Raw genomic sequence first — 19,413 nt, forward strand, 5'->3', positions numbered from 1 at the left:
TGATAGTTGTGCGGTGGCCGTTATGGCCCCTTCGCAAGCAAGCCCGCTCCCACATCTGGAACGCGTATTCCTGTGGGAGCGAGCCTGCTCGCGAAGGGGCACGCTGCCGATTTACAGTTTTTCCAGTGCCATGTTCAACGCCAGCACATTCACCACGGGTGGCCCCACCAGCGGCTGTTCGGTATGCGCATCGAGCAGTTGCTGCAAGGTCGTCACGGGCACGTTTCGCGCTGCCGCAACTCGCGCCAGTTGATAGGCAATTGCAGCCGGTGGCAAGTGTGGATCGAGGCCACTGCCGGAGGTGGTCAGCAGGGCCAATGGCACAGGGCCTTGCCCCGGAACCTGCAATTTATTGGCATCGTCGATCACGCGGGTTGCCAGCGCCGGATTGCTCGGCGCCAGGTTGCTCGCGCTGCTGGAAACGGTAGCAAACGCACCGGCAGATGGCCGTGGATGGAACCACGCATCGCCGACGAAATCCTGCGCGATCAGTGCCGAGCCGCGCACCTTGCCATCAGCGTCATGCACCAGACTGCCATTGGCCTGTGCGGGGAACGCGACTTGCGCGACACCGGTGACCACCAGCGGATAGGCAACGCCGGTGACCAGGGTCATCAGCACCAGCAGGCTCAGGGCCGGACGTATCATTGTGGACATTTCAAGATCCTCGAATTCGTTGGGCAAAATTTTGCGGGGTGTCAGGGAGATCTTCTCCCCCACACCCCAGCCCTTTCCCCCAAGGGGCGAGGGGGAAAGGGAGCCGACTTGCATGCTGTTCAAAACCTGAGCTCGGCTCGGTCAGTCCCCTCGCCCTCCGGGAGAGGGTTAGGGTGAGGGGGTGCGGTGTCAGCCTCACACCAGATGCATCGCCGTGAGCAGCATGTCGATCGCCTTGATCCCCACGAACGGCACCAGAATCCCGCCCAGTCCGTAGATCAGCAGATTGCGCCGCAACAATGCCGCTGCACTCGCCGCTTGCACCCGCACGCCGCGCAACGCCAGTGGAATCAGCACGACGATGATCAAGGCGTTAAAGACAATGGCCGACAGGATCGCGCTCTGCGGGCTGGTCAACTGCATGATGTTCAGCACGCCCAGTTGCGGATAAATCGAGGCAAACAACGCCGGTAGAATCGCGAAGTACTTGGCGACATCGTTGGCGATGGAAAACGTCGTCAGCGCACCACGCGTGACCAGCAATTCCTTGCCGATCTGCACCACGTCGAGCAGCTTGGTCGGGTCGCTGTCGAGGTCGACCATGTTGGCCGCTTCGCGTGCCGCCTGGGTGCCGTCATTCATTGCCATGCCGACGTCCGCCTGGGCCAGCGCCGGGGCGTCGTTGGCACCGTCGCCGCACATCGCAACCAGACGACCGTCGTTCTGTTCATGACGAATGCGCGCGAGTTTTTTCTCCGGGGTGGCTTCGGCGAGCACGTCATCGACGCCCGCTTCCGCAGCGATGGCAGCCGCCGTCAGCGGGTTGTCGCCAGTGACCATCACCGTGCGAATCCCCAATTTGCGCAGTTCGGCAAAGCGTTCGCGAATGCCGGGTTTGACCATGTCCTTGAGGTGGATCGCGCCAAGCAACTTGCCATCGGCGCAGACCAGCAACGGCGTGCCGCCGCTCTGGGCGATCTTGTCGATTTCCCGCGACAGCGCCGGGGCCAGATCCGCACGTTTTTGCCCGAGGAAACTCAGCAGCGAGTCCACCGCACCTTTGCGATAGATGCGGCCCTGATAGTCGACGCCGGACAAGCGGGTTTGTGCGCTGAACGGCACAGCAGTCAGGGTTTCCAGCGCCGGCTCAGGCTGCGGATGCAGACCGCGCAGGTACTCGACAATGGATTTGCCTTCAGCGGTTTCGTCGGCCAGCGAAGCGAACAACGCGCCTTCGGCCAGGTCGCGACCGCTGACACCCGGCGCGGCATACACCGCGCTGCAACGACGGTTGCCGAAGGTGATGGTGCCGGTCTTGTCCAGCAGCAACACGTGCACGTCCCCCGCCGCTTCCACCGCGCGACCGGACTTGGCGATCACATTGAGGCGAACGAGACGATCCATCCCGGCAATACCAATCGCCGACAGCAGACCGCCAATGGTGGTCGGAATCAGCGTGACCAGCAGCGCCACCAGGAACACCAGCGGCAGGCTGCCATTGGCGAAGTGAGCGAACGGCTGCAGCGTCACCACCACCAGCAGGAAGATCAGTGTCAGGCCGATCAGCAGAATATCCAGCGCGACTTCGTTCGGAGTCTTCTGCCGTTTGGCGCCTTCAACCAAGGCGATCATGCGGTCGAGCGTTGACTCACCGGGGTTGGCGGTGATCTTCACCAGCAACCAGTCGGACACCAGTCGGGTGTTGCCGGTGACGGCCGAGCGGTCGCCGCCGGACTCGCGAATAACGGGTGCAGATTCACCGGTGATCGCCGCTTCGTTGACCGCCGCGATGCCTTCGATGACTTCGCCGTCGCCGGGGATCATCTCCCCCGCTTCAACACGCACCACATCACCTTTGCGCAGACTCGCCGCCGGCACCACCTGAAAGCTGCCATTGGCCTGTTTGCGCCGTGCGCTGAGGCCTTCGCTGCCGGCCTTGAGGCTGTCGGCGCGGGCCTTGCCGCGACCTTCGGCCAACGCTTCGGCGAAGTTGGCGAACAGCACCGTGAACCACAGCCACAGGGCGATTTGCGCAGCGACAAAAGTCGGCACGACGTTGTCCGGGATGAAGCACAGCACGGTGGTGAAAATCGCCGTCAGTTCGACCACCAGCATCACCGGCGAGCGCATCAACTGGCGCGGGTCGAGCTTGACGAAGGCTTGCACCAGCGCCGGCCGCCACAGGGCCGAGATCGAGGTTTTCGCTTGTTCCGGTGCTTTTGCAGCAACAGGTTTGATTGCGGGCATATTCATCATTGATTCCTCAGAAACCCATGCTCAGATGTTCGGCAATCGGGCCCAGTGCCAAGGTCGGCAGGAAGGTCAGGCCGCCCACCAGCAAAATGGTCACGGTCAACAGGGTCACGAATAGCGGGCCGTGAGTCGGGAAGCTGTTCTGGCCAATCGGTGCGGCTTTCTTCATCGCCAGGCTACCGGCCAGTGCCAGCACCGGAAGGATGTAACCGAAGCGACCGATCAACATGCCCAGACCGAGCATCAGGTTGTGATACGGCGTGTTCGCACTCAAGCCACCGAAGGCCGAGCCGTTGTTGGCGCTGGCCGAGGTGTAGGCGTACAGCAACTGGCTGAAACCGTGCGGGCCGGGGTTGCTGATGGTCGCCGCAGGGCCGGGCAGCACTGCCGCAATCGCGCCGAGAACCAGCACGCCCACCGGCATCACCAACAGCGTGACGACCAGCAATTGCACTTCACGGGCCTGGAGTTTCTTGCCGAGGTATTCCGGCGTGCGGCCGATCATCAGACCGGCGAGGAACACCGCGATCAGCACGTTGAGCAACATGCCGTAGAGCCCCGCACCGACGCCGCCGAAGATCACTTCGCCGACCATCATGTTGACCAGCGCGACCATGCCGCTGAGCGGGTTGAGGCTGTCGTGCATGCCGTTGACCGAGCCGTTCGAGGCGGCTGTGGTGGTCACCGACCAGAGCACGGTGGCCGTGGTGCCGAGGCGCGCTTCCTTGCCTTCCAGCGGCGCGGTCTGTTCGACGGCGGCGTTGTTCAGGGTCGGGTTCGGTTGGTATTCCGCCCACAGCGAGGTCGCGCCGCCGATCAGGAACAGCGCCAGCATGCAGGCGATGATCGCGCGGCTCTGACGCAGGTCTTTGACGTAGTGGCCGAAGGTAAAGACCAGCGCTGCCGGGATCAAAATGATCGATGCGACTTCGAAGAGGTTGCTCCACGCCGAAGGGTTCTCGAACGGGTGCGCCGAGTTGACGCCGAAGAAGCCGCCACCGTTGGTGCCCAGTTGCTTGATCGCGATCTGACTGGCGGCCGGGCCGAGCGGGATCACTTGATCGACGCCCTGCATCGTTACTGCATTCACATACTGCGCGAAGGTTTGCGGCACGCCCTGCCAGACCAGATACAGTGCCAGGAGCAGGCACAGCGGCAGCAGACCGTAGAGCGTGGCGCGGGTCATGTCGACCCAGAAGTTGCCGAGCGTCTGGGCGGATTTGCGACCGATACCACGGCACAGCGCAACCAGCACGGCGAGGCCGGTGGCGGCGCTGACGAAGTTCTGCACGGTAAGGCCGACCATCTGGCTCAGGTAGCTGAGGGTTGCTTCACCGCTGTAGGACTGCCAGTTGGTGTTGGTCATGAAACTGACCGCCGTGTTGAATGCTTGCGTCCATTCCTGGCCGGGCAGGTTCTGCGGATTGAGCGGCAAATGATCCTGAAACAGCAGAATCGCGAACAGCAGCAGGAAGCCAGCCAGGTTGAACGCGAGCAGCGCCAGCGTGTACTTCTGCCAGCTCTGCTCAGCCTGCGGATCAACGCCGGCAATGCGATAGCAACCGCGCTCGACCGGGCCGAGAACCGGCGTCAGCCAGGTGCGCTGGCCTTCCATCACTTTGTAGTAGAAGCGCCCGAGGAAAGGCGCCGGCAGCAAGACCAGCGCAAAGAACGCGAGGATCAGCCAATAGTCATAACTGTGCATAGCCGCTCCTAGTTCCGATCCGCGCGCAACAGCGCAACCAACAGATAAATGAACAGCCCCACTGCCAATAGCAGTGACACCCCGTCCAGAACGCTCATGGAAGATCTCCGTATTACGGCGTATTGCCGCGTGTGGAGGCATTGTCGGAAAGGAGGCTGTAAAGGAACGAGACTGAGGGGTCTGGCTGGGCATAAAGAATGTGTAAAAAGTGGGTTTATGCGGGCGTTACAGCAGTTTTTTTGCCCCGTCAGGCCGGGCCTCTTCGCGAGCAGGCTCGCTCCCCCCCTTTGAAAGGCATTCCCCTGTGGGATCGAGCCTGCTCGCGAAGACGGCATAACCGTCAAGATCGCACTCAACTGGCGCACAAAAAGCAGTTATCCCGCCGCGAACATCCCCGATACGACAGCTTTCAACTCATTACGACTTGTTTCACAGCAATGGCACGCCCACTGCACGCGCCCTCCCCCGAGCTTTCCAAACCGTTCAGGGAGCATGCGCATGAACACACAACTCAAACCCACGCTGGGCACATTGCACCTGTGGGGCATCGCCGTAGGGCTGGTGATTTCCGGGGAGTATTTCGGCTGGAGTTACGGCTGGGGCGTGGCCGGAACACTCGGCTTTCTGGTGACCTCGTTCATGGTCGCGACCATGTACACCTGCTTCATCTTCAGCTTCACCGAACTGACCACGGCGATTCCCCATGCGGGCGGGCCGTTTGCCTATAGCCGTCGCGCCTTTGGTGAGAAAGGCGGATTGATCGCTGGATTGGCCACGCTGATCGAATTCGTTTTCGCCCCGCCGGCCATTGCCCTGGCGATTGGCGCGTACCTCAATGTGCAGTTCCCGGCGCTCGATCCGAAACACGCGGCGGTCGGCGCGTACATCGTCTTCATGGGTTTGAACATTCTCGGCGTGAAGCTGGCGGCGACGTTCGAATTGATTGTCTGTGTGCTGGCGGTCGCCGAGTTGCTGGTGTTCATGGGCGTGGTCGCACCGGCGTTCAGCTTCAGCAACTTTGCCCTCAATGGCTGGGCGGGCTCGGACGTGTTTGGCGCGCCAGCGATCGCCGGCATGTTCGCGGCCATCCCGTTTGCGATCTGGTTCTTCCTCGCCATCGAAGGCGCGGCGATGGCCGCCGAAGAAGCCAAGGACCCCAAACGCACGATTCCCAAGGCGTACATCAGCGGCATCCTGACCCTGGTGCTGTTGGCGATGGGGGTGATGTTCTTCGCCGGCGGCGTAGGTGACTGGCGTACCCTGGCCAACATCAACGATCCACTGCCGCAAGCGATGAAAAGCGTGGTGGGCGACAATTCCGGCTGGCTGCACATGCTGGTCTGGATCGGTCTGTTCGGCCTGGTGGCGAGTTTTCACGGGATCATCCTCGGCTACTCGCGGCAATTCTTCGCCCTTGCCCGCGCCGGCTACCTGCCGGCCTCGCTGGCGAAACTGTCGCGCTTCCAGACGCCGCACCGGGCGATCATCGCCGGCGGCCTCATTGGCATCGCGGCGATCTACAGTGACGGCCTGATCAACCTCGGGGGCATGACGCTCACTGCCGCGATGATCACCATGGCCGTGTTCGGCGCCATCGTGATGTACATCATGAGCATGCTCAGCCTGTTCAAACTGCGCCGATCCGAACCGAATCTGGAGCGCACTTTCCGCGCCCCGTGTTATCCGCTGATCCCGCTGATCGCACTGGTGCTGGCCGTGGTGTGCCTGGTGGCGATGGCGTGGTTCAACACGTTGATCGGGCTGATCTTCCTCGGTTTCATGGCGGTCGGTTTCGGTTACTTCCTGCTGACCGGGCAACTGCGTGCCGCCGCACCGGCCGATGCAATGCTGACAGGCAATTGAGGGATTTCGGGTGTACCGGATGCAAGCGGCCTAGAATGGAACCACTGCGAAGTCACTTCGCTCAAACGTGGTAGGCAGCGTCGCACGGCGAAATCCTCGCCCGTCGAACTGCCTTTAAGGAGAGCCGTTATGCCCTGGTATGCCTGGTTGATTCTGGCCGTTGCAATCGGCTCGATCGTTGGCGGTCTGATGATGTTGCGAGACACCGCCAACAAGGTCGAACTGACCGATGAGGAACGCAAGCGTGTAGCCGCGCGCAACGCCGAAGCGGACGCCAAAGACGCGCAAGACCGCTAAAAGAAAACCCCGCCGGATTGGCGGGGTTTGTCTTTTCAGTACCAATTGGACTCATCTGCATGGTTTTTAGAAGTAGAAGTACGGTCACCATTTAATTTTCCATGGTTAAGATGGCGCTCTTGTTGCGGAGAGCTCCAAATGCGTTACTCGCAGGATCATAAAGCCCAGACCCATCAGCGCATCATCAAAGAGGCTTCGGCACGCTTTCGCAAGGACGGAATCGGCGCGACAGGTCTGCAACCCCTGATGAAAGCGTTGGGCTTGACCCATGGCGGTTTCTACTCGCACTTCAAATCCAAGGACGAACTGGTCGAGAAGGCCTTGCAGGAGGCCGGTAACCAGGTCGACGGCTTATGTGCCGAGATTTTTTCACAGGATAATGCGCTGGATGTGTTTATCGAGACGTACCTGTCCGAATGGCATCAAACGTCGCCCCATGAAGGCTGCCCGTTGCTGACCATTTCTTCGGAGCTGGGCCTGCGTGGCCAGCCAAGTCCCACCAGTGACATGGTTCTCAACGCACGGCTGGAGCAGATCGGGAACTGCCTCGAAAGCGAGAACAGCGCTGACCGCGCCATTGTCATCATGTCGACACTGGTCGGCGCGCTGCTGCTCTCACGCAGTATCGCGGATACCGAGTTTGCGCAACGCATCCTCGATGTCACCCGCGATCACCTCAAGAACCGCGACTAAGCCTGCCAGCGTTTGAACAACACACTGGCATTGACCCCACCAAACCCGAAACCGTTGGACAGTGCATACTCGATCGACATGGGCCGCGCCTGGCCATGAACGATGTCCACCCCTGCGCTCGCCGGATCGGGGTTGTCGAAGTTCAGTGTCGGCGGTACCACTTGATCGCGAATGGCCAACAGCGTGAAGATCGCCTCAAGCCCGCCGGCAGCACCAAGCAGATGTCCAGTGGCGGATTTGGTCGAGGTCACGGCGATTTTATTTCGCGTGCCGAACAACGCTTTGATCGCCGCCAGCTCACCGAGGTCGCCCACTGGCGTCGAGGTCGCGTGAGCATTGAGGTGCTGCACCTGATCCGGCTCGACACCCGCCTGCGCCAGTGCCAGTGTCATCGCACGCCGCGCACCGCTGCCATCTTCAGGCCCGGCGGTCAGGTGATAGGCGTCAGCAGTGGTGCCATAACCGACCAGTTCCGCCAACGGTTGCGCGCCACGAGCCAACGCATGCTCCAGGGATTCGATCACCAACAGCCCCGCGCCCTCACCCATGACGAAACCGTCGCGACCGCTGTCGAACGGCCGTGACGCGCGCTCCGGGGTATCGTTATAACCGCTCGACAGTGCCCGCGCTGCAGCGAACCCGGCGAGACTGACGCGGTCGATGCAGGCTTCCGCGCCGCCACACACCGCAATGTCCGCCTCACCGGCGCGGATCAATCGCGCCGCATCGCCAATCGCCTGAACACCCGCAGCGCACGCTGTCACCGGAGCCCCCAATGGTCCTTTGAGGCCATGCTGAATGGACACGTGTCCCGCCGCGAGATTGACCAGAAAGGAGGGAATGGTGAACGGCGACAGGCGTCGCGGGCCACGACTGTCCGTCGTGCGCACGGCGTCGGCAATCGCACCAAAACCACCGACGCCGGAGCCGATGATCGTCGCGGTACGCTCCTGGCTTTGGCCCTCAGAAGGATGCCAGCCAGCCTGCTCCAACGCTTGCCGGGCAGCCTCCATGGCAAACAGAATAAAGCGGTCCATCTTCTTCTGTTCTTTTGGCGGTGTCGCACGATCCGGATCGAAACCTGCTTCAGCATCCTCTTCCAGTGTCGGCACCGCGCCGCCGACTCGCGTGGGCAAATCAGCGACCACTGCCTCAGGCAAATGACGCAAACCGGAACGTCCCGCCAGCAAACGCTGCCAGACGACTTCGACCTCGCTGCCCAACGGTGAAACCAGGCCCATGCCCGTGACGACTATTCGACGCGAATCCATACCGTGGTGACCTCTGATCAGTTTAATTACCGGACTTGTAGCGTTGGGCGGCGGCACTGCGGGAAAGATTCGGCGCCATGACATGGCGAGCTGCAACGAATGCCTGCCATTCGCCTGCGTCCGGCAGCGAAGGAATGGTGATCAACTCACCTTGATCCAGACCGGCCAATGCCGCATCGACCATTTCGCCCGCGTCCATGACCATTTCCTCCGGAATACCACTGGCATCGATACCCGAGCGCTCCCAGATTTCAGTACGGGTCACGCCAGGCAACACCGCCTGGACTTGCACACCGGTGCCGTCGAGTTCTGCGTTCAAGGATTGCGTCAGGCTCAGCACATAGGCTTTGCTGGCGCTGTAGGTGGCATTGAAACGCTCCGGGAACAAGGCCACTACCGAGGCGATATTGATGATCGTGCCGCGACCGGCCTTGGCGAAACTGGCAGCCGCTGCCGAGGCCAGACGCGTGACGGCGGTGATGTTCAGCTGGATCAGTCGCTCCAGTTGCTCCATATCGGAGTTGGCCAAAAGCCCATCGGCGGCGACACCTGCGTTGTTGACCAGCAGGCTGATGTTCGAATCGCTGCGCAAACGCTGCTCCAGTTTGAGTACGTCATCCTTCTGCGTCAGGTCGGCCTTGAGCACTTCAACCTGAACGCCATGCGTCTCGCGCAAAGTGCGCGCAGCATTTTCGAGACGCTCCTGGTCACGGGCCACCAGCAGCAGATCAAAACCGCGCGCGGCCAAGCGCTCGGCGTAAATCGCCCCGATACCAGACGATGCGCCAGTGACGAGAGCCATACCTTGGTTTTTTGCGGAAGTCATGCCAGTACTCCTGAAAATGCGCGAAATGAGAATGGCCGCCGAAGAACAGGGAATCCGGGGCGGTGATTTATTATAGGCATAATCAAAAACGAATATGATAGCCGTAATTTTTAATCAACCGACGAATGCCCTGTGAATCTACGGCGGCAGACTGCGGCGAAGCGAACAAAAAAGGCCGGTCAATGACCGGCCCCCTTGGCGTTGAACAATGAGCTTAGTTCACTTCCAGCTTTTCACGATTACGATCCAGGATCGCCTTGCCGATGCCCTTCACTTCCAGCAATTCATCCACCGAGGAGAAAGGCCCGTTTGTTTCACGATAGGCAACAATCGCATTGGCCTTGGCTTCCCCAATACCAGACAGCTCTTTTTGTAGCGTTGCGGCGTCCGCGTCGTTCAGGTTCAGTTTTGGACTTTCAGCAGTGGCCGCGGCATCAATCACCACAGCAGCTTTCGGCGCCTGTTCGGGAGCCACGGGTGCCGCTATTGCTGTAATCGACGCGCTGGTGAGCAGGGCAAAAATCAGGGAACAGAAGTAACCGGTACGCATAAGTGACGCTCCATCATCATTTGAGAAAGCAGCTTTTTCCCAAGCTGCTCTCCAAAAGTAGGTCATGCTGGAGACAAGTCAAAAATGTGACAGTTACAGAATGTGAAACAATCAGGGCTCGAGGCGGCGCTGCTGATAGATCCAGTCGACGATCTCGCCGTCCGGCATATAGCCGCTGACGGTTTCGCGCAGCAGTTGACGGACGCGTGCGTAATCATCGCGCTCCACGGCCAGAAGCAATTCGTTCAAGCGGGTTTTCAGCACATCCCACGGCAGGTGATCTTCGCTCGCCGTCATGATCATAGGGTGCTGGGTGGCCGCCACGTTGTCGCCGATCAACAGCTCTTCGTAGAGCTTTTCACCTGGCCGCAGCCCGGTGAACTCGATGGAAATATCACCCTGCGGATTGCGTTCGGAGCGGATGCTCAAGCCCGACAGGTGGATCATTTTTTCAGCCAGCTCGACGATTTTCACCGGCTCGCCCATGTCCAGCACGAACACATCCCCGCCCTGCCCCATGGAGCCGGCCTGGATCACCAGTTGGGCGGCTTCAGGAATGGTCATGAAGTAGCGGGTGATTTTCGGGTGAGTGACCGTCAGCGGGCCACCGGACTTGATCTGGCTGTGGAACAGCGGGATCACCGACCCCGAGGAGCCGAGGACATTGCCGAAACGCACCATGGTGAACCGGGTTTTGTTGACCCGCGACACGTTGGCACTGTCACCAAACAATACCGGGGCGGTTTCACGGCTGAGGGCCTGCAGTGTCAACTCGGCCAGACGCTTGGTGCTGCCCATGATGTTCGTGGGGCGCACGGCCTTATCAGTGGAAATAAGCACGAAATTCGATACGCCCGACTGCAAGGCTGCCTGCGCCGTATTGAGGGTGCCAATCACGTTGTTCAGCACACCTTCAGCAATATTGTGCTCAACCATCGGCACATGCTTATAGGCCGCAGCGTGATACACGGTGTCGACTTTCCAGGTTTTCATCACATCCAGCAGCTTGTCCTGATGGCGGATGGAACCGAGGATAGGCAACAGACGCACCGGAACCGACTGCCGGCAACCCCGTTGCTCAAGTTCGCAGAGAATGCTGTAGAGGTTGAATTCGCTGTGTTCGAACAACACGAGCGTGGTCGGCCCGAGGGTGAAGATCTGCCGGCACAACTCGGAACCGATCGAACCACCCGCGCCTGTGACCATCACCACCTTGCCCGTGATGCAACGCGCCAACAGATCCGGCTGGGCCGGTACAGCGTCACGTCCGAGCAAGTCGGCGATATCCACTTCCTGGATATCCTCGACCTTGACCCGACCACTGGCCAGGTCGGTGAAATTCGGCACACTGCGCACGTGCAGCGGGAAACCCTCGAGCAGGTTGAGGATTTCCCGGCGCCTGGCGCGGGTCGACGACGGCAGCGCGAGGAGTATCTCCTGGGCACCAGTGACGTCGATCATGTGTTGAATATGCTTGGGTTTATAGACCTGAAGCCCGGAAATCGAACGATCAGAAATCCCCGGATCATCGTCGATGAAGGCCACCGGACGCATGACGCGGCCCATGCGCAGAGCCGCGACCAACTGGTTGCCGGCGACACCGGCACCGTACACGGCAACCTTGGTCAAACCGTCATCGCGGCTGGTAAACGGTACGTGTTGAGCTGCGGTAAACCAGTCGCCCATGAAAAACTGACGCATGCACAGGCGCAGCCCGCCGATGATCATCATGCTCAACCACCAGTAGTTGAAGATGATCGAGCGCGGCACCACCGCTTCGTGATTGCTGTACCAGTAAACGACCACGGCCAGTATCAGCGAGGACAGGCTGACTGCCTTGACAATGGCAATCAGGGCATCGTTACCGAAGTAACGCATCACCGCCCGGTACATGCCAAAGCGAATAAAGAGTGGAATGGCGATGACAGGGGCGAAGGCAAAGAGCCAGATGTGGGCCTTCAAGGGGTTGTACATGTCATCGATGCCGAGGCGCACGATGAACGACAACCAGAGAGCAACCCAGACCAGAACGACGTCGGTAGCCACCTGCAGCAAACGTTTTTGCTTACGAGGCAAACCCAGCAAGACAGTCCGCACTTTATCCATTCAGCCGCTCGAGCACTTGGCTCCCTCCTTAAACAGTCGACGGCGAGCATTGTAACCTCAATGCTGGCGTCTTCATCTGAATAATTGGCCCGAGAAAAGGTGAATTCGCTCTCGGACTAAACGCGGTGACCCTATAGAATTTCACCATTGCCTTCTCGCAACCCAGATGAACCAGGAATTAATCAGACAATGATCCCAGTAGTTGTACTCGGCGACTCTCACGCATCGGTATTCAACTCCGAAACACTGAGAGCACTGCTTCCCGAATACACGTTCGAAGTGACTTCGGTAGGAGGGGCAACCGTTTCCGGATTGAAAAATCCAAACGCCGTAACTCAGGCCATGCCACAGTTCACTGCAGCGCTGGAGGCGACAACCGCCAAAACGGCGATCGTAATGCTAGGTGAGGTCGACACCGGTTTTGTGATTTGGTATCGAGCGCAAAAGCACGGCAGCGCCGTATCGCAAATGTTGCAAACGGCAGTTGATAACTATCGGAAGCTTCTTCAAGACATTCAACAGACCCATCATGTGATCTGCATCAGCACCCCCCTTCCAACCATTCGAGATGGCATGGATTGGGGCGAGGTTGCCAATTTGCGCAAGGAAGTGCAGGCCACTCTTGCTGAAAGAACCCGGCTGACTATTGAGTTCAATAGTTTGATGGAGGCTTTTTGCGCCAAGCAGGGCATCAGTCATATAAATATGGACAGTCTGTCGATGGACGCAACGGGATTTCTCAAAGAAACGCTTCGAAACCCCGATCCGAGCGATCATCACTACGACCCTTCTGCCCATGCGCAAATGATTGCCCCGCTGCTGGCTCCGATGCTTGAATGTTACGCGCATTCGGATCAATCAAGCGGTGTAACCCAGCCTGTCGAAGAACATCTCGCAAAGAGCAAGCCGATGCTCTTGGGCAGGCTGGTGGAGCGTTTCTTTCGCCGCAGGTGAGGTGAACCTGTCAGGCGTTGTTCCATACGCCTTTCGGAGAACCCGTGCGAATGTAATCGGCAAATGGGTCGCCGCCCGGGATTTCCACACCATGTTGTTCGGCATAGACATCGGGCTGGAAGTCTGAGCGAGGCAACTGCGGGTTTATGCCGCTGGCCCATGCGCGAACATACAAGCGCGCGTCTCGCTCACTGCTGTCGAGCAAGCCCGAGTCCGAAATCAACTGAACATCACGTTTTTCCTGTTGAGCGCGTACAGCGGCTTTAACACCGACAGACTCAAGTTCCGCAACATACCTGTCCATATCGAAGTAGATTTTCGATGCTGCATGACTCTTGGCGACTGCCTCTGCATACAGTTCACTGGAGTCGGCCAGTGCGAAAATTTTTCGCACTGCGCTGTCAACATCAAGATAATCAGCGATGCAGGAATCGCGTAGTCCGGCAAATGAAAGGAAGTCAGATATGCCTGTCGCTTTGTCGAAGCAGAGCACTGGCAATCGCGCATCGAAAGCATCAATGGCAACGTTCGGCAACGGGTCCAATCGAGAAGAGATAAACAATAGGTCAGCTTCTTCATACGCCGTTGCAATAGCGGACGTCTCGTCCAGCATCACGAAGCGATCCTCCAGCCCCGAACGCTTGATCTGATCGGCGAGATATACCGAATAGCCATCTTCTACATCAGGGTTAAAGCCTTTACCGATCCAGACAAAACGAAACTTCTCCCCACCGGGAGTCAGCATGGTTTTGATCGCGCATTGAATGAAGATGTCGGCGCCTTTTCGGAAGTTGACATAGCCAGCGCCGAGAATTACGAACTTCCTCTCAGTATCGGTGGCAGGCCGCATCTTGCCGCGCAAGTAATCAGACTCCAACTGCTGCTTTTCCTGTTCGACAGCTAGCGCGGGCAGCGCGCAATGACCCTGAGGAATAATGTGGGCGCTCAGAGGTTTCAGGGCCGGACATAGATCTTTGGCACTTTGCCACGTGATGTCCGCGGAAAACACCAGGTCGCTAGACCACAACTTGGCATCCGAAAACAGCGCGGCGGAATTGGGATAGGCGGACGCAAATTCATGGATCAACGGAATGGCAGGCACGAAATGCCGGGCCAGTGGTTCCAGAACCACCCGGCACTCCATGCTGTTAACCAGTGCGAACTTAAAATTGAATTCGCTGCACAGTTTTTCAATGGCAAACTGTGTATAGGGAAGATTGTTTTTCAGTCGCGGGCTCGCCATTGTCGCAACCGCTGCATCTTCGAAGTCCTCAAGAAGCGGACCATTGCCGAGCAAAAGAGCGACTACGTTGTAACTGGCGGATAAACGTTGTACCAGGTTAAGGGCAAGTATCGGCGCACCTGATCGGGATGCTTCGTGACTGACGATCATGACCGTTTCACGCGAAGGATCAAACTGGCGACTGTCGGACATTTTGATTCTAGGCAGAGTCACGATACGCCAGCTTTCCTGAAAACCGTGATTCAGATAATGGGCAACCGGATCAATTGCCGTGCCGAGATCCGGATTCATTTTCAGATAGAGCGCCGCGTCAAAATTGTCTGGCAGCCTGCTCACGCCATGTCCAACCTGAACGACCGCCGGCGGCTCAACCACAGGAGCATCAGCGGGTGCCTTTAGCTCGCTTACAGGTTGCCGGGGCAACTCGGAGGTCTCAACGCTCTCTGATCGTTGGACAAAGAGCCGGGACAGCTTCGAGAAAAAACTATTGCGAGCCAAAATCTATTCCTTCTAATTAAGCAGTTTCAAGGGATCAAGTGCTTCTGCACCTGTGATGAGCGGTGCAGTGTTTCCCAGCCTCTCACCTATCTCGAACCATAAATGTCCACAAACCGAAACGTGTCATGCGCCACCTGATTTCGCAGTCCGTGAGACAGGCGGGCAATAATCTATCTGGGGGCGCATGATACACATCCCGGCCGGTTTTCCGACACTTGCGCAGCAGCCCTAATCGGCTATGGGTGGCAGGGAGCGCCCACGACGCAACTCACTGCCCAACTACTAAGATCGCTCAAGTTCGCCCGCTCGGTACTTAACTGCCAGCCAGACAAGTGGCAAGTACGCCACAGCCAACCCCAGTGCACCGTCCACTTTCAAGTAGCTCACGCACAGCGCAATCGGCAGCAGCCAGAACACATTGATCAGCCCAACCGCCGCCGTCACGGGCAAGTGTTTGCCGAACCGTCGGGACGCGAACTGATAGGCGTGGCTGCGATGCGCCTCGTAGACTTTATCGCCGCGCAACAATCGACGCATCAACGTGAACGTTGCATCAACGATGAACACGCCAAGCAGTATCAGCCAGACCCACAGTAATCCGGGATCAGTCCATGCCGCCTGCAGCGACAACACGCCAAGGATGATACCGAGGAAGCCACTGCCCGCATCGCCCATGAAAATTTTTGCCGGGGGAAAGTTCCAGCACAGAAAACCGGCTGCGCAGACCGCCAGCAACGCAGGTGGCCACAACATTTGCGGGAAGCCACTGAGCCAGTAAATCAGACAGGCACCCGCGCACGTCGTGACGGCTTCGACACCGGCAATACCGTCGATACCATCCATGAAGTTGTAGAGATTAAGCATCCAGACAAGATAAAACAGCGCGAGTAAATGCCCGAGCCATCCCAGATCAACGCTGACACCGGCAATCACCAACGGTGATAGCCCACCTACCCAGTAAACGCCCCAAGCGGCAGCAGAAAAATGCGCCAGCAGGCGCCAGCGGGCAGCGATGTGACCGTGATCATCCAGAAAACCGATAACCGCCGTGATACCGCCGGCGCCGACCAAGGCAATCAACGCGTCCCTGGTTGTCAGCCCGACAGCGAACAAAACGCACAAGGCGAAGATAAAAGTCAGGACGATGGCGACCCCGCCACCACGCGGTGTCGGGATCGAGTGGGAACTGCGTTGATTGGGAATATCGATCAGGCTGCGCGAAATCGCATAACGACGTAAAAAACCCGTCAGTGCGAACGACAGGATCGCAACAACCGGAACTAGCCACCAGTCATTCATTTTTTCGAGCATCCAGGAATGGTTTTACTGTGGCGTCCAGAGTTCGCGGAAAAGTTACCGGCGGAACCCAGCCCAACAGACGTTGATTCTTACTGATATCGACTTCCAGCGAACCAAAAATGCGCTGTGCGACGGCTTCTTTACCCAATAGTTTCGCCGCAGCGCTCATCAGGCTCACCGGCAATGGTAATAACAGAGAGGGTTTGTGCAGCGCAGCGGACAGACTGCGTAACAACTCGGTTGTAGAAACGTCATGTCCGTCGCTGACCAGAAAGATCTGGTTAGCCGCCGAGGGGTGCGTCATACACGTCACGATCAAATCCACCAGATTATCCAGACTGACCAGACTGCGCTTGTTATGCACCGCACCGAACGGCAATGGCACCGCGCGTTGTAGCCAGCGAATCATGCTGAGGAAGTTGGCTTTGACGCCCGCGCCATACACCAGAACGGGCCGGATGATGACCACTTCCATTCCGGTAGCGATTGCGAGTGCCTTCAAGCCAAGTTCGGCCTCAAGTTTGGAAATGCCATAAGGGTCGAGGGGCGCGGGCGTGTCATCTGCTGTAAACGCAATGCCAGGCAAAGTTGATTCGCCATTGACCTTGATCGAACTGATGTAAATGAAGCGCTTCACGCCTGCATTTGCAGCCTGCCGGGCCAGATTCAATGTGGCATCGACATTTACCCGCCGAAACTCGCTCAGCGGATCAGCAGCGGATTCGTCCATGACATGAACCCGTGCCGCGCAATGCACCACCACATCAACCTGATCAAGCGCATCTCGCCAATCGACATCAGCCGTCAGATCCGCAAACAGGAAACGCCGAATGGACTGGGGTAGATCGCTACATTCCCTGCGCAACGCGGCAATCAGGGAATACTGCCCGTGGGTATCCAGGTGTCGCAGCAAGGCACCACCCAAAAAGCCTGAGCCGCCGGTGACAAGTACTGTTTCAACTTTCATTGTTCAGGCTCGGTAACGAATATTGACGCTTGAAATTGCATCACGACTACTGACCATCAAACTATCCAGAAGAGGATTGGACCCCGCTGCAAACAGCGAGGCCAAACGACGCGCCAGTGGAAACCGTGATGCCTTGAAGGACAAGCCCGTGACACTGATTATCGCGATATGAATCAGGCGATTTTCGCGGCGACCCTCAGGGCCAGATCACGCGCATAACGCCGAAGCTCTGGAACAGCCGTGGCCTCCCAGAATTGCGCTTTGAGCATTGGCCCGACGTAACTCAGCCAACTGACGGGGGCACCGTGCTCATCCTGAACAGAAAGCGCCTCGTCGACGCAAATGCCCAAGCCAAGTTTATCCAATCGAATCAGCCCCGCCTGCCGCAATTGCACGATCAAGCGATCTTCGACCCGCGCCAGATTGGAATTAGGTCCGGTGCAATTGATGATATGCGAAACATCCAGAGTCTCTAGTGCCGCAGTGCCACGCCGCCCGACTCGAACGCGCAAACCATTGGGCAACACTTCGATATCCTGGATTCTGCCGGCCATCGGCTTCAGCCTGCCCTGCTCCAACTGCGCGGAAAACGCCGCATACGAATCGGGTGCGACTCTGTGGCGATGGGCGTCCCAATACACCTGGACGTGACGCAGGAAGCGCTGACGCTCTGCCTCGCTCAGACGCTCCCACAGTTGTGCGGTGATGGGACGCACGGCGGCGATGACATCGCGCCAGTCGACGCCATCCTTCGCGGCAACACGAACCAGTGAACGCATCTGGCGCAGATAGCTGCGCACGCTCGGAGCGGAGGCCAGAAGCGTCTGAACCACCTCACCGGCGATGCTATCGACATGTCCCGAAGTACGATGAGGCAACGGTTGAACGCCTCGCCGTGACAGCATGTACACCGGCCCGGTGTGCCCTTGCTGATCCAGCGTCAGGGCCACATCCAGTGCCGTCAATCCTGCGCCCAGCAACAGGACCGGCGCTTGAGGATCGATGGGCACCTCGATTTCCCCCGACCACGGATCAGCGAGATAGCGCCCTGCAGCCCGGGGAGTGGAGGTAATGGCCGGGTTGAACGGTGCAAAGTTGCCGAATGCGAGAATCACATGATCGGCCAATATTTCCCGGCCATCAGCAATACGTATCCGAGCTTTTCCGTCCTGCGCTTTAATACTGTGAGCTTCGGTGGTGATCCGCTCGAAACTGACGCCCTCACGGCACTGATGCTCAGCCTCGGCGAGCAGCCCTGACAGGTATTCACCGTAGAGCTTGCGAGGAACAAAAGACCCCGCCACTGTACCCGGCAGGCGGGTCTCGCAAAAACGCAGGAAATGGTCAGGCTGATCAACCAGCGCGGTCATGTTCCCCGCCGGCACGTTCAGCAAGTGCCTCGAACTGTTGGTTCCATAGGCCAGACCACGGGCCATTTCACCGGAACGGTTGAGCAACACCACTCGAGTATCAGGCTTGCACATCTGGAGGAATTGAACAGCGGTTACCGCACCACTGAATCCGGCACCAATGATGACCAGAGTCTTCAACGTTCGATCCGCCCAACCAGGTAATGCATGATCTTCGCGACAGACGCGGACACATCTTCTTCAAGTGTGTTGATCGTGATATCCGGGTTCAGCGGGGGCTCGTACAACGAGTCGATGCCGGTAAAATTCTTGATCATGCCCGAGCGCGCCTTGCCGTACAGCCCCTTCGGATCGCGACGCTCGCACTCAGGCAACGGCGTACTGATGTAGACCTCAACGAAGAACTCGTCACCGATCACATTCCTGGCCAACGCCCGATCAAGCCGAAACGGGGAAATGAATGCGCTGACGACGATCAGGCCAGCGTCAACGAACAGCTTGCCCACTTCAGCGATCCGGCGGATGTTTTCCGCCCGATCATGATCATTGAACCCCAGATCGTTGCACAGACCGAGACGCATGTTGTCCCCGTCCAGCAAATAGGTATGACGATTATCTTCAAGGAGTGCCTGCTCAAGAGCGTTGGCGATCGTCGACTTGCCGGCACCGCTAAGCCCGGTAAACCAAAGAACCACCGGGCGCTGCTGTTTAAGAGCGCTGCGCTGCTCCCGGTCGACAACCATTTGATGAGCGACAAGATTTTCCGTCATCGAAACTACACCGCAGTTATATACACATTGACTTAAATCAGGTTTTTCAACGCTGACAGACATTAGATCTGCGAGCATTAAACCCAAGTTC

Annotated in this window: 17 protein-coding genes; 4 read left to right on the top strand and 13 right to left on the bottom strand. The window is 58.4% G+C overall.

What is annotated here, in order from left to right:
- Positions 1-111: 111 nt before the first annotated feature.
- The 4 genes from kdpC to kdpF form a co-directional block, all read right to left on the bottom strand.
- On the bottom strand, positions 112-657 hold the full coding sequence (gene kdpC, locus AACY19_RS16660; RefSeq protein WP_339451987.1) for a potassium-transporting ATPase subunit KdpC: 546 nt from the start codon (positions 655-657) through the stop codon (positions 112-114).
- Between the two features lie 195 nt (positions 658-852).
- Positions 853-2,910 carry a potassium-transporting ATPase subunit KdpB gene (kdpB, locus tag AACY19_RS16665; RefSeq protein WP_339451989.1) on the bottom strand — a complete coding sequence of 686 codons (2,058 nt, stop codon included), beginning with the start codon at positions 2,908-2,910 and terminating at the stop codon, positions 853-855.
- Between the two features lie 10 nt (positions 2,911-2,920).
- Entirely contained in the window at positions 2,921-4,615 is a 1,695-nt protein-coding gene (gene kdpA, locus AACY19_RS16670; protein WP_339451991.1) for a potassium-transporting ATPase subunit KdpA, read from the bottom strand.
- An 8-nt stretch (positions 4,616-4,623) separates the two neighbouring features.
- The gene (kdpF, locus tag AACY19_RS16675) at positions 4,624-4,713 is read right to left on the bottom strand and encodes a K(+)-transporting ATPase subunit F (protein WP_007899818.1); all 90 of its coding nucleotides are present in this window, start codon (positions 4,711-4,713) and stop codon (positions 4,624-4,626) included.
- Between the two features lie 400 nt (positions 4,714-5,113).
- Between kdpF and eat the strand changes: the two genes are divergently transcribed.
- The 3 genes from eat (at position 5,114) to AACY19_RS16690 (ending at position 7,468) form a co-directional block, all read left to right on the top strand.
- Positions 5,114-6,478 carry an ethanolamine permease gene (gene eat, locus AACY19_RS16680; protein WP_339451993.1) on the top strand — a complete coding sequence of 455 codons (1,365 nt, stop codon included), beginning with the start codon at positions 5,114-5,116 and terminating at the stop codon, positions 6,476-6,478.
- A 129-nt stretch (positions 6,479-6,607) separates the two neighbouring features.
- Positions 6,608-6,775 (top strand): DUF2897 family protein, encoded by a 168-nt coding sequence (locus AACY19_RS16685; RefSeq protein ID WP_339451995.1) that lies wholly within the window; start codon positions 6,608-6,610, stop codon positions 6,773-6,775.
- Positions 6,776-6,913: 138 nt separating this feature from the next.
- Complete coding sequence (locus tag AACY19_RS16690) at positions 6,914-7,468, top strand: TetR/AcrR family transcriptional regulator (protein ID WP_339451997.1); 555 nt, start codon at positions 6,914-6,916, stop codon at positions 7,466-7,468.
- On the opposite strand, the gene fabF is transcribed toward AACY19_RS16690, so the two are convergent.
- The 4 genes from fabF to AACY19_RS16710 form a co-directional block, all read right to left on the bottom strand.
- A complete protein-coding gene (gene fabF / locus AACY19_RS16695) occupies positions 7,465-8,739 on the bottom strand; it encodes a beta-ketoacyl-ACP synthase II (RefSeq protein ID WP_339452000.1) in 1,275 nt (424 codons plus the stop codon). The genes AACY19_RS16690 and fabF overlap by 4 nt on opposite strands.
- Positions 8,740-8,761: 22 nt before the next feature.
- On the bottom strand, positions 8,762-9,565 hold the full coding sequence (locus AACY19_RS16700) for an SDR family NAD(P)-dependent oxidoreductase (protein ID WP_339452002.1): 804 nt from the start codon (positions 9,563-9,565) through the stop codon (positions 8,762-8,764).
- A 214-nt stretch (positions 9,566-9,779) separates the two neighbouring features.
- Positions 9,780-10,115 (bottom strand): ComEA family DNA-binding protein, encoded by a 336-nt coding sequence (locus AACY19_RS16705; protein WP_339452004.1) that lies wholly within the window; start codon positions 10,113-10,115, stop codon positions 9,780-9,782.
- Positions 10,116-10,226: 111 nt separating this feature from the next.
- Entirely contained in the window at positions 10,227-12,221 is a 1,995-nt protein-coding gene (locus AACY19_RS16710; protein ID WP_339452006.1) for a polysaccharide biosynthesis protein, read from the bottom strand.
- 189 nt (positions 12,222-12,410) lie between these two features.
- Between AACY19_RS16710 and AACY19_RS16715 the strand changes: the two genes are divergently transcribed.
- Positions 12,411-13,175, top strand: a complete 765-nt coding sequence (locus tag AACY19_RS16715) for an SGNH/GDSL hydrolase family protein (RefSeq protein ID WP_339452008.1) — start codon at positions 12,411-12,413, stop codon at positions 13,173-13,175.
- A gap of 10 nt (positions 13,176-13,185) precedes the next feature.
- On the opposite strand, the gene AACY19_RS16720 is transcribed toward AACY19_RS16715, so the two are convergent.
- The 5 genes from AACY19_RS16720 to cysC all read right to left on the bottom strand — a co-directional run bounded on the left by AACY19_RS16720 (position 13,186) and on the right by cysC (position 19,322).
- Positions 13,186-14,916 carry a glycosyltransferase gene (locus AACY19_RS16720; protein WP_339452010.1) on the bottom strand — a complete coding sequence of 577 codons (1,731 nt, stop codon included), beginning with the start codon at positions 14,914-14,916 and terminating at the stop codon, positions 13,186-13,188.
- Positions 14,917-15,198: 282 nt separating this feature from the next.
- A complete protein-coding gene (locus AACY19_RS16725) occupies positions 15,199-16,215 on the bottom strand; it encodes an MraY family glycosyltransferase (RefSeq protein ID WP_339452012.1) in 1,017 nt (338 codons plus the stop codon).
- Positions 16,208-17,182, bottom strand: coding sequence for a UDP-glucose 4-epimerase family protein (locus AACY19_RS16730; protein ID WP_339452014.1), 975 nt, complete (start codon positions 17,180-17,182; stop codon positions 16,208-16,210). Before AACY19_RS16730 ends, AACY19_RS16725 begins: the two co-directional genes overlap by 8 nt.
- Positions 17,183-17,355: 173 nt before the next feature.
- Positions 17,356-18,732: an FAD/NAD(P)-binding protein gene (locus AACY19_RS16735; protein WP_339452016.1), complete on the bottom strand. Its 1,377-nt coding sequence runs from the start codon at positions 18,730-18,732 to the stop codon at positions 17,356-17,358.
- Positions 18,729-19,322: an adenylyl-sulfate kinase gene (gene cysC / locus AACY19_RS16740; protein WP_115078780.1), complete on the bottom strand. Its 594-nt coding sequence runs from the start codon at positions 19,320-19,322 to the stop codon at positions 18,729-18,731. The genes AACY19_RS16735 and cysC overlap by 4 nt, the downstream gene beginning before the upstream one ends.
- Positions 19,323-19,413 lie beyond the last annotated feature (91 nt).

The sequence above is a fragment of the Pseudomonas sp. EA_5y_Pfl2_R50 genome, assembly GCF_963970475.1.
Classification (GTDB): domain Bacteria; phylum Pseudomonadota; class Gammaproteobacteria; order Pseudomonadales; family Pseudomonadaceae; genus Aquipseudomonas.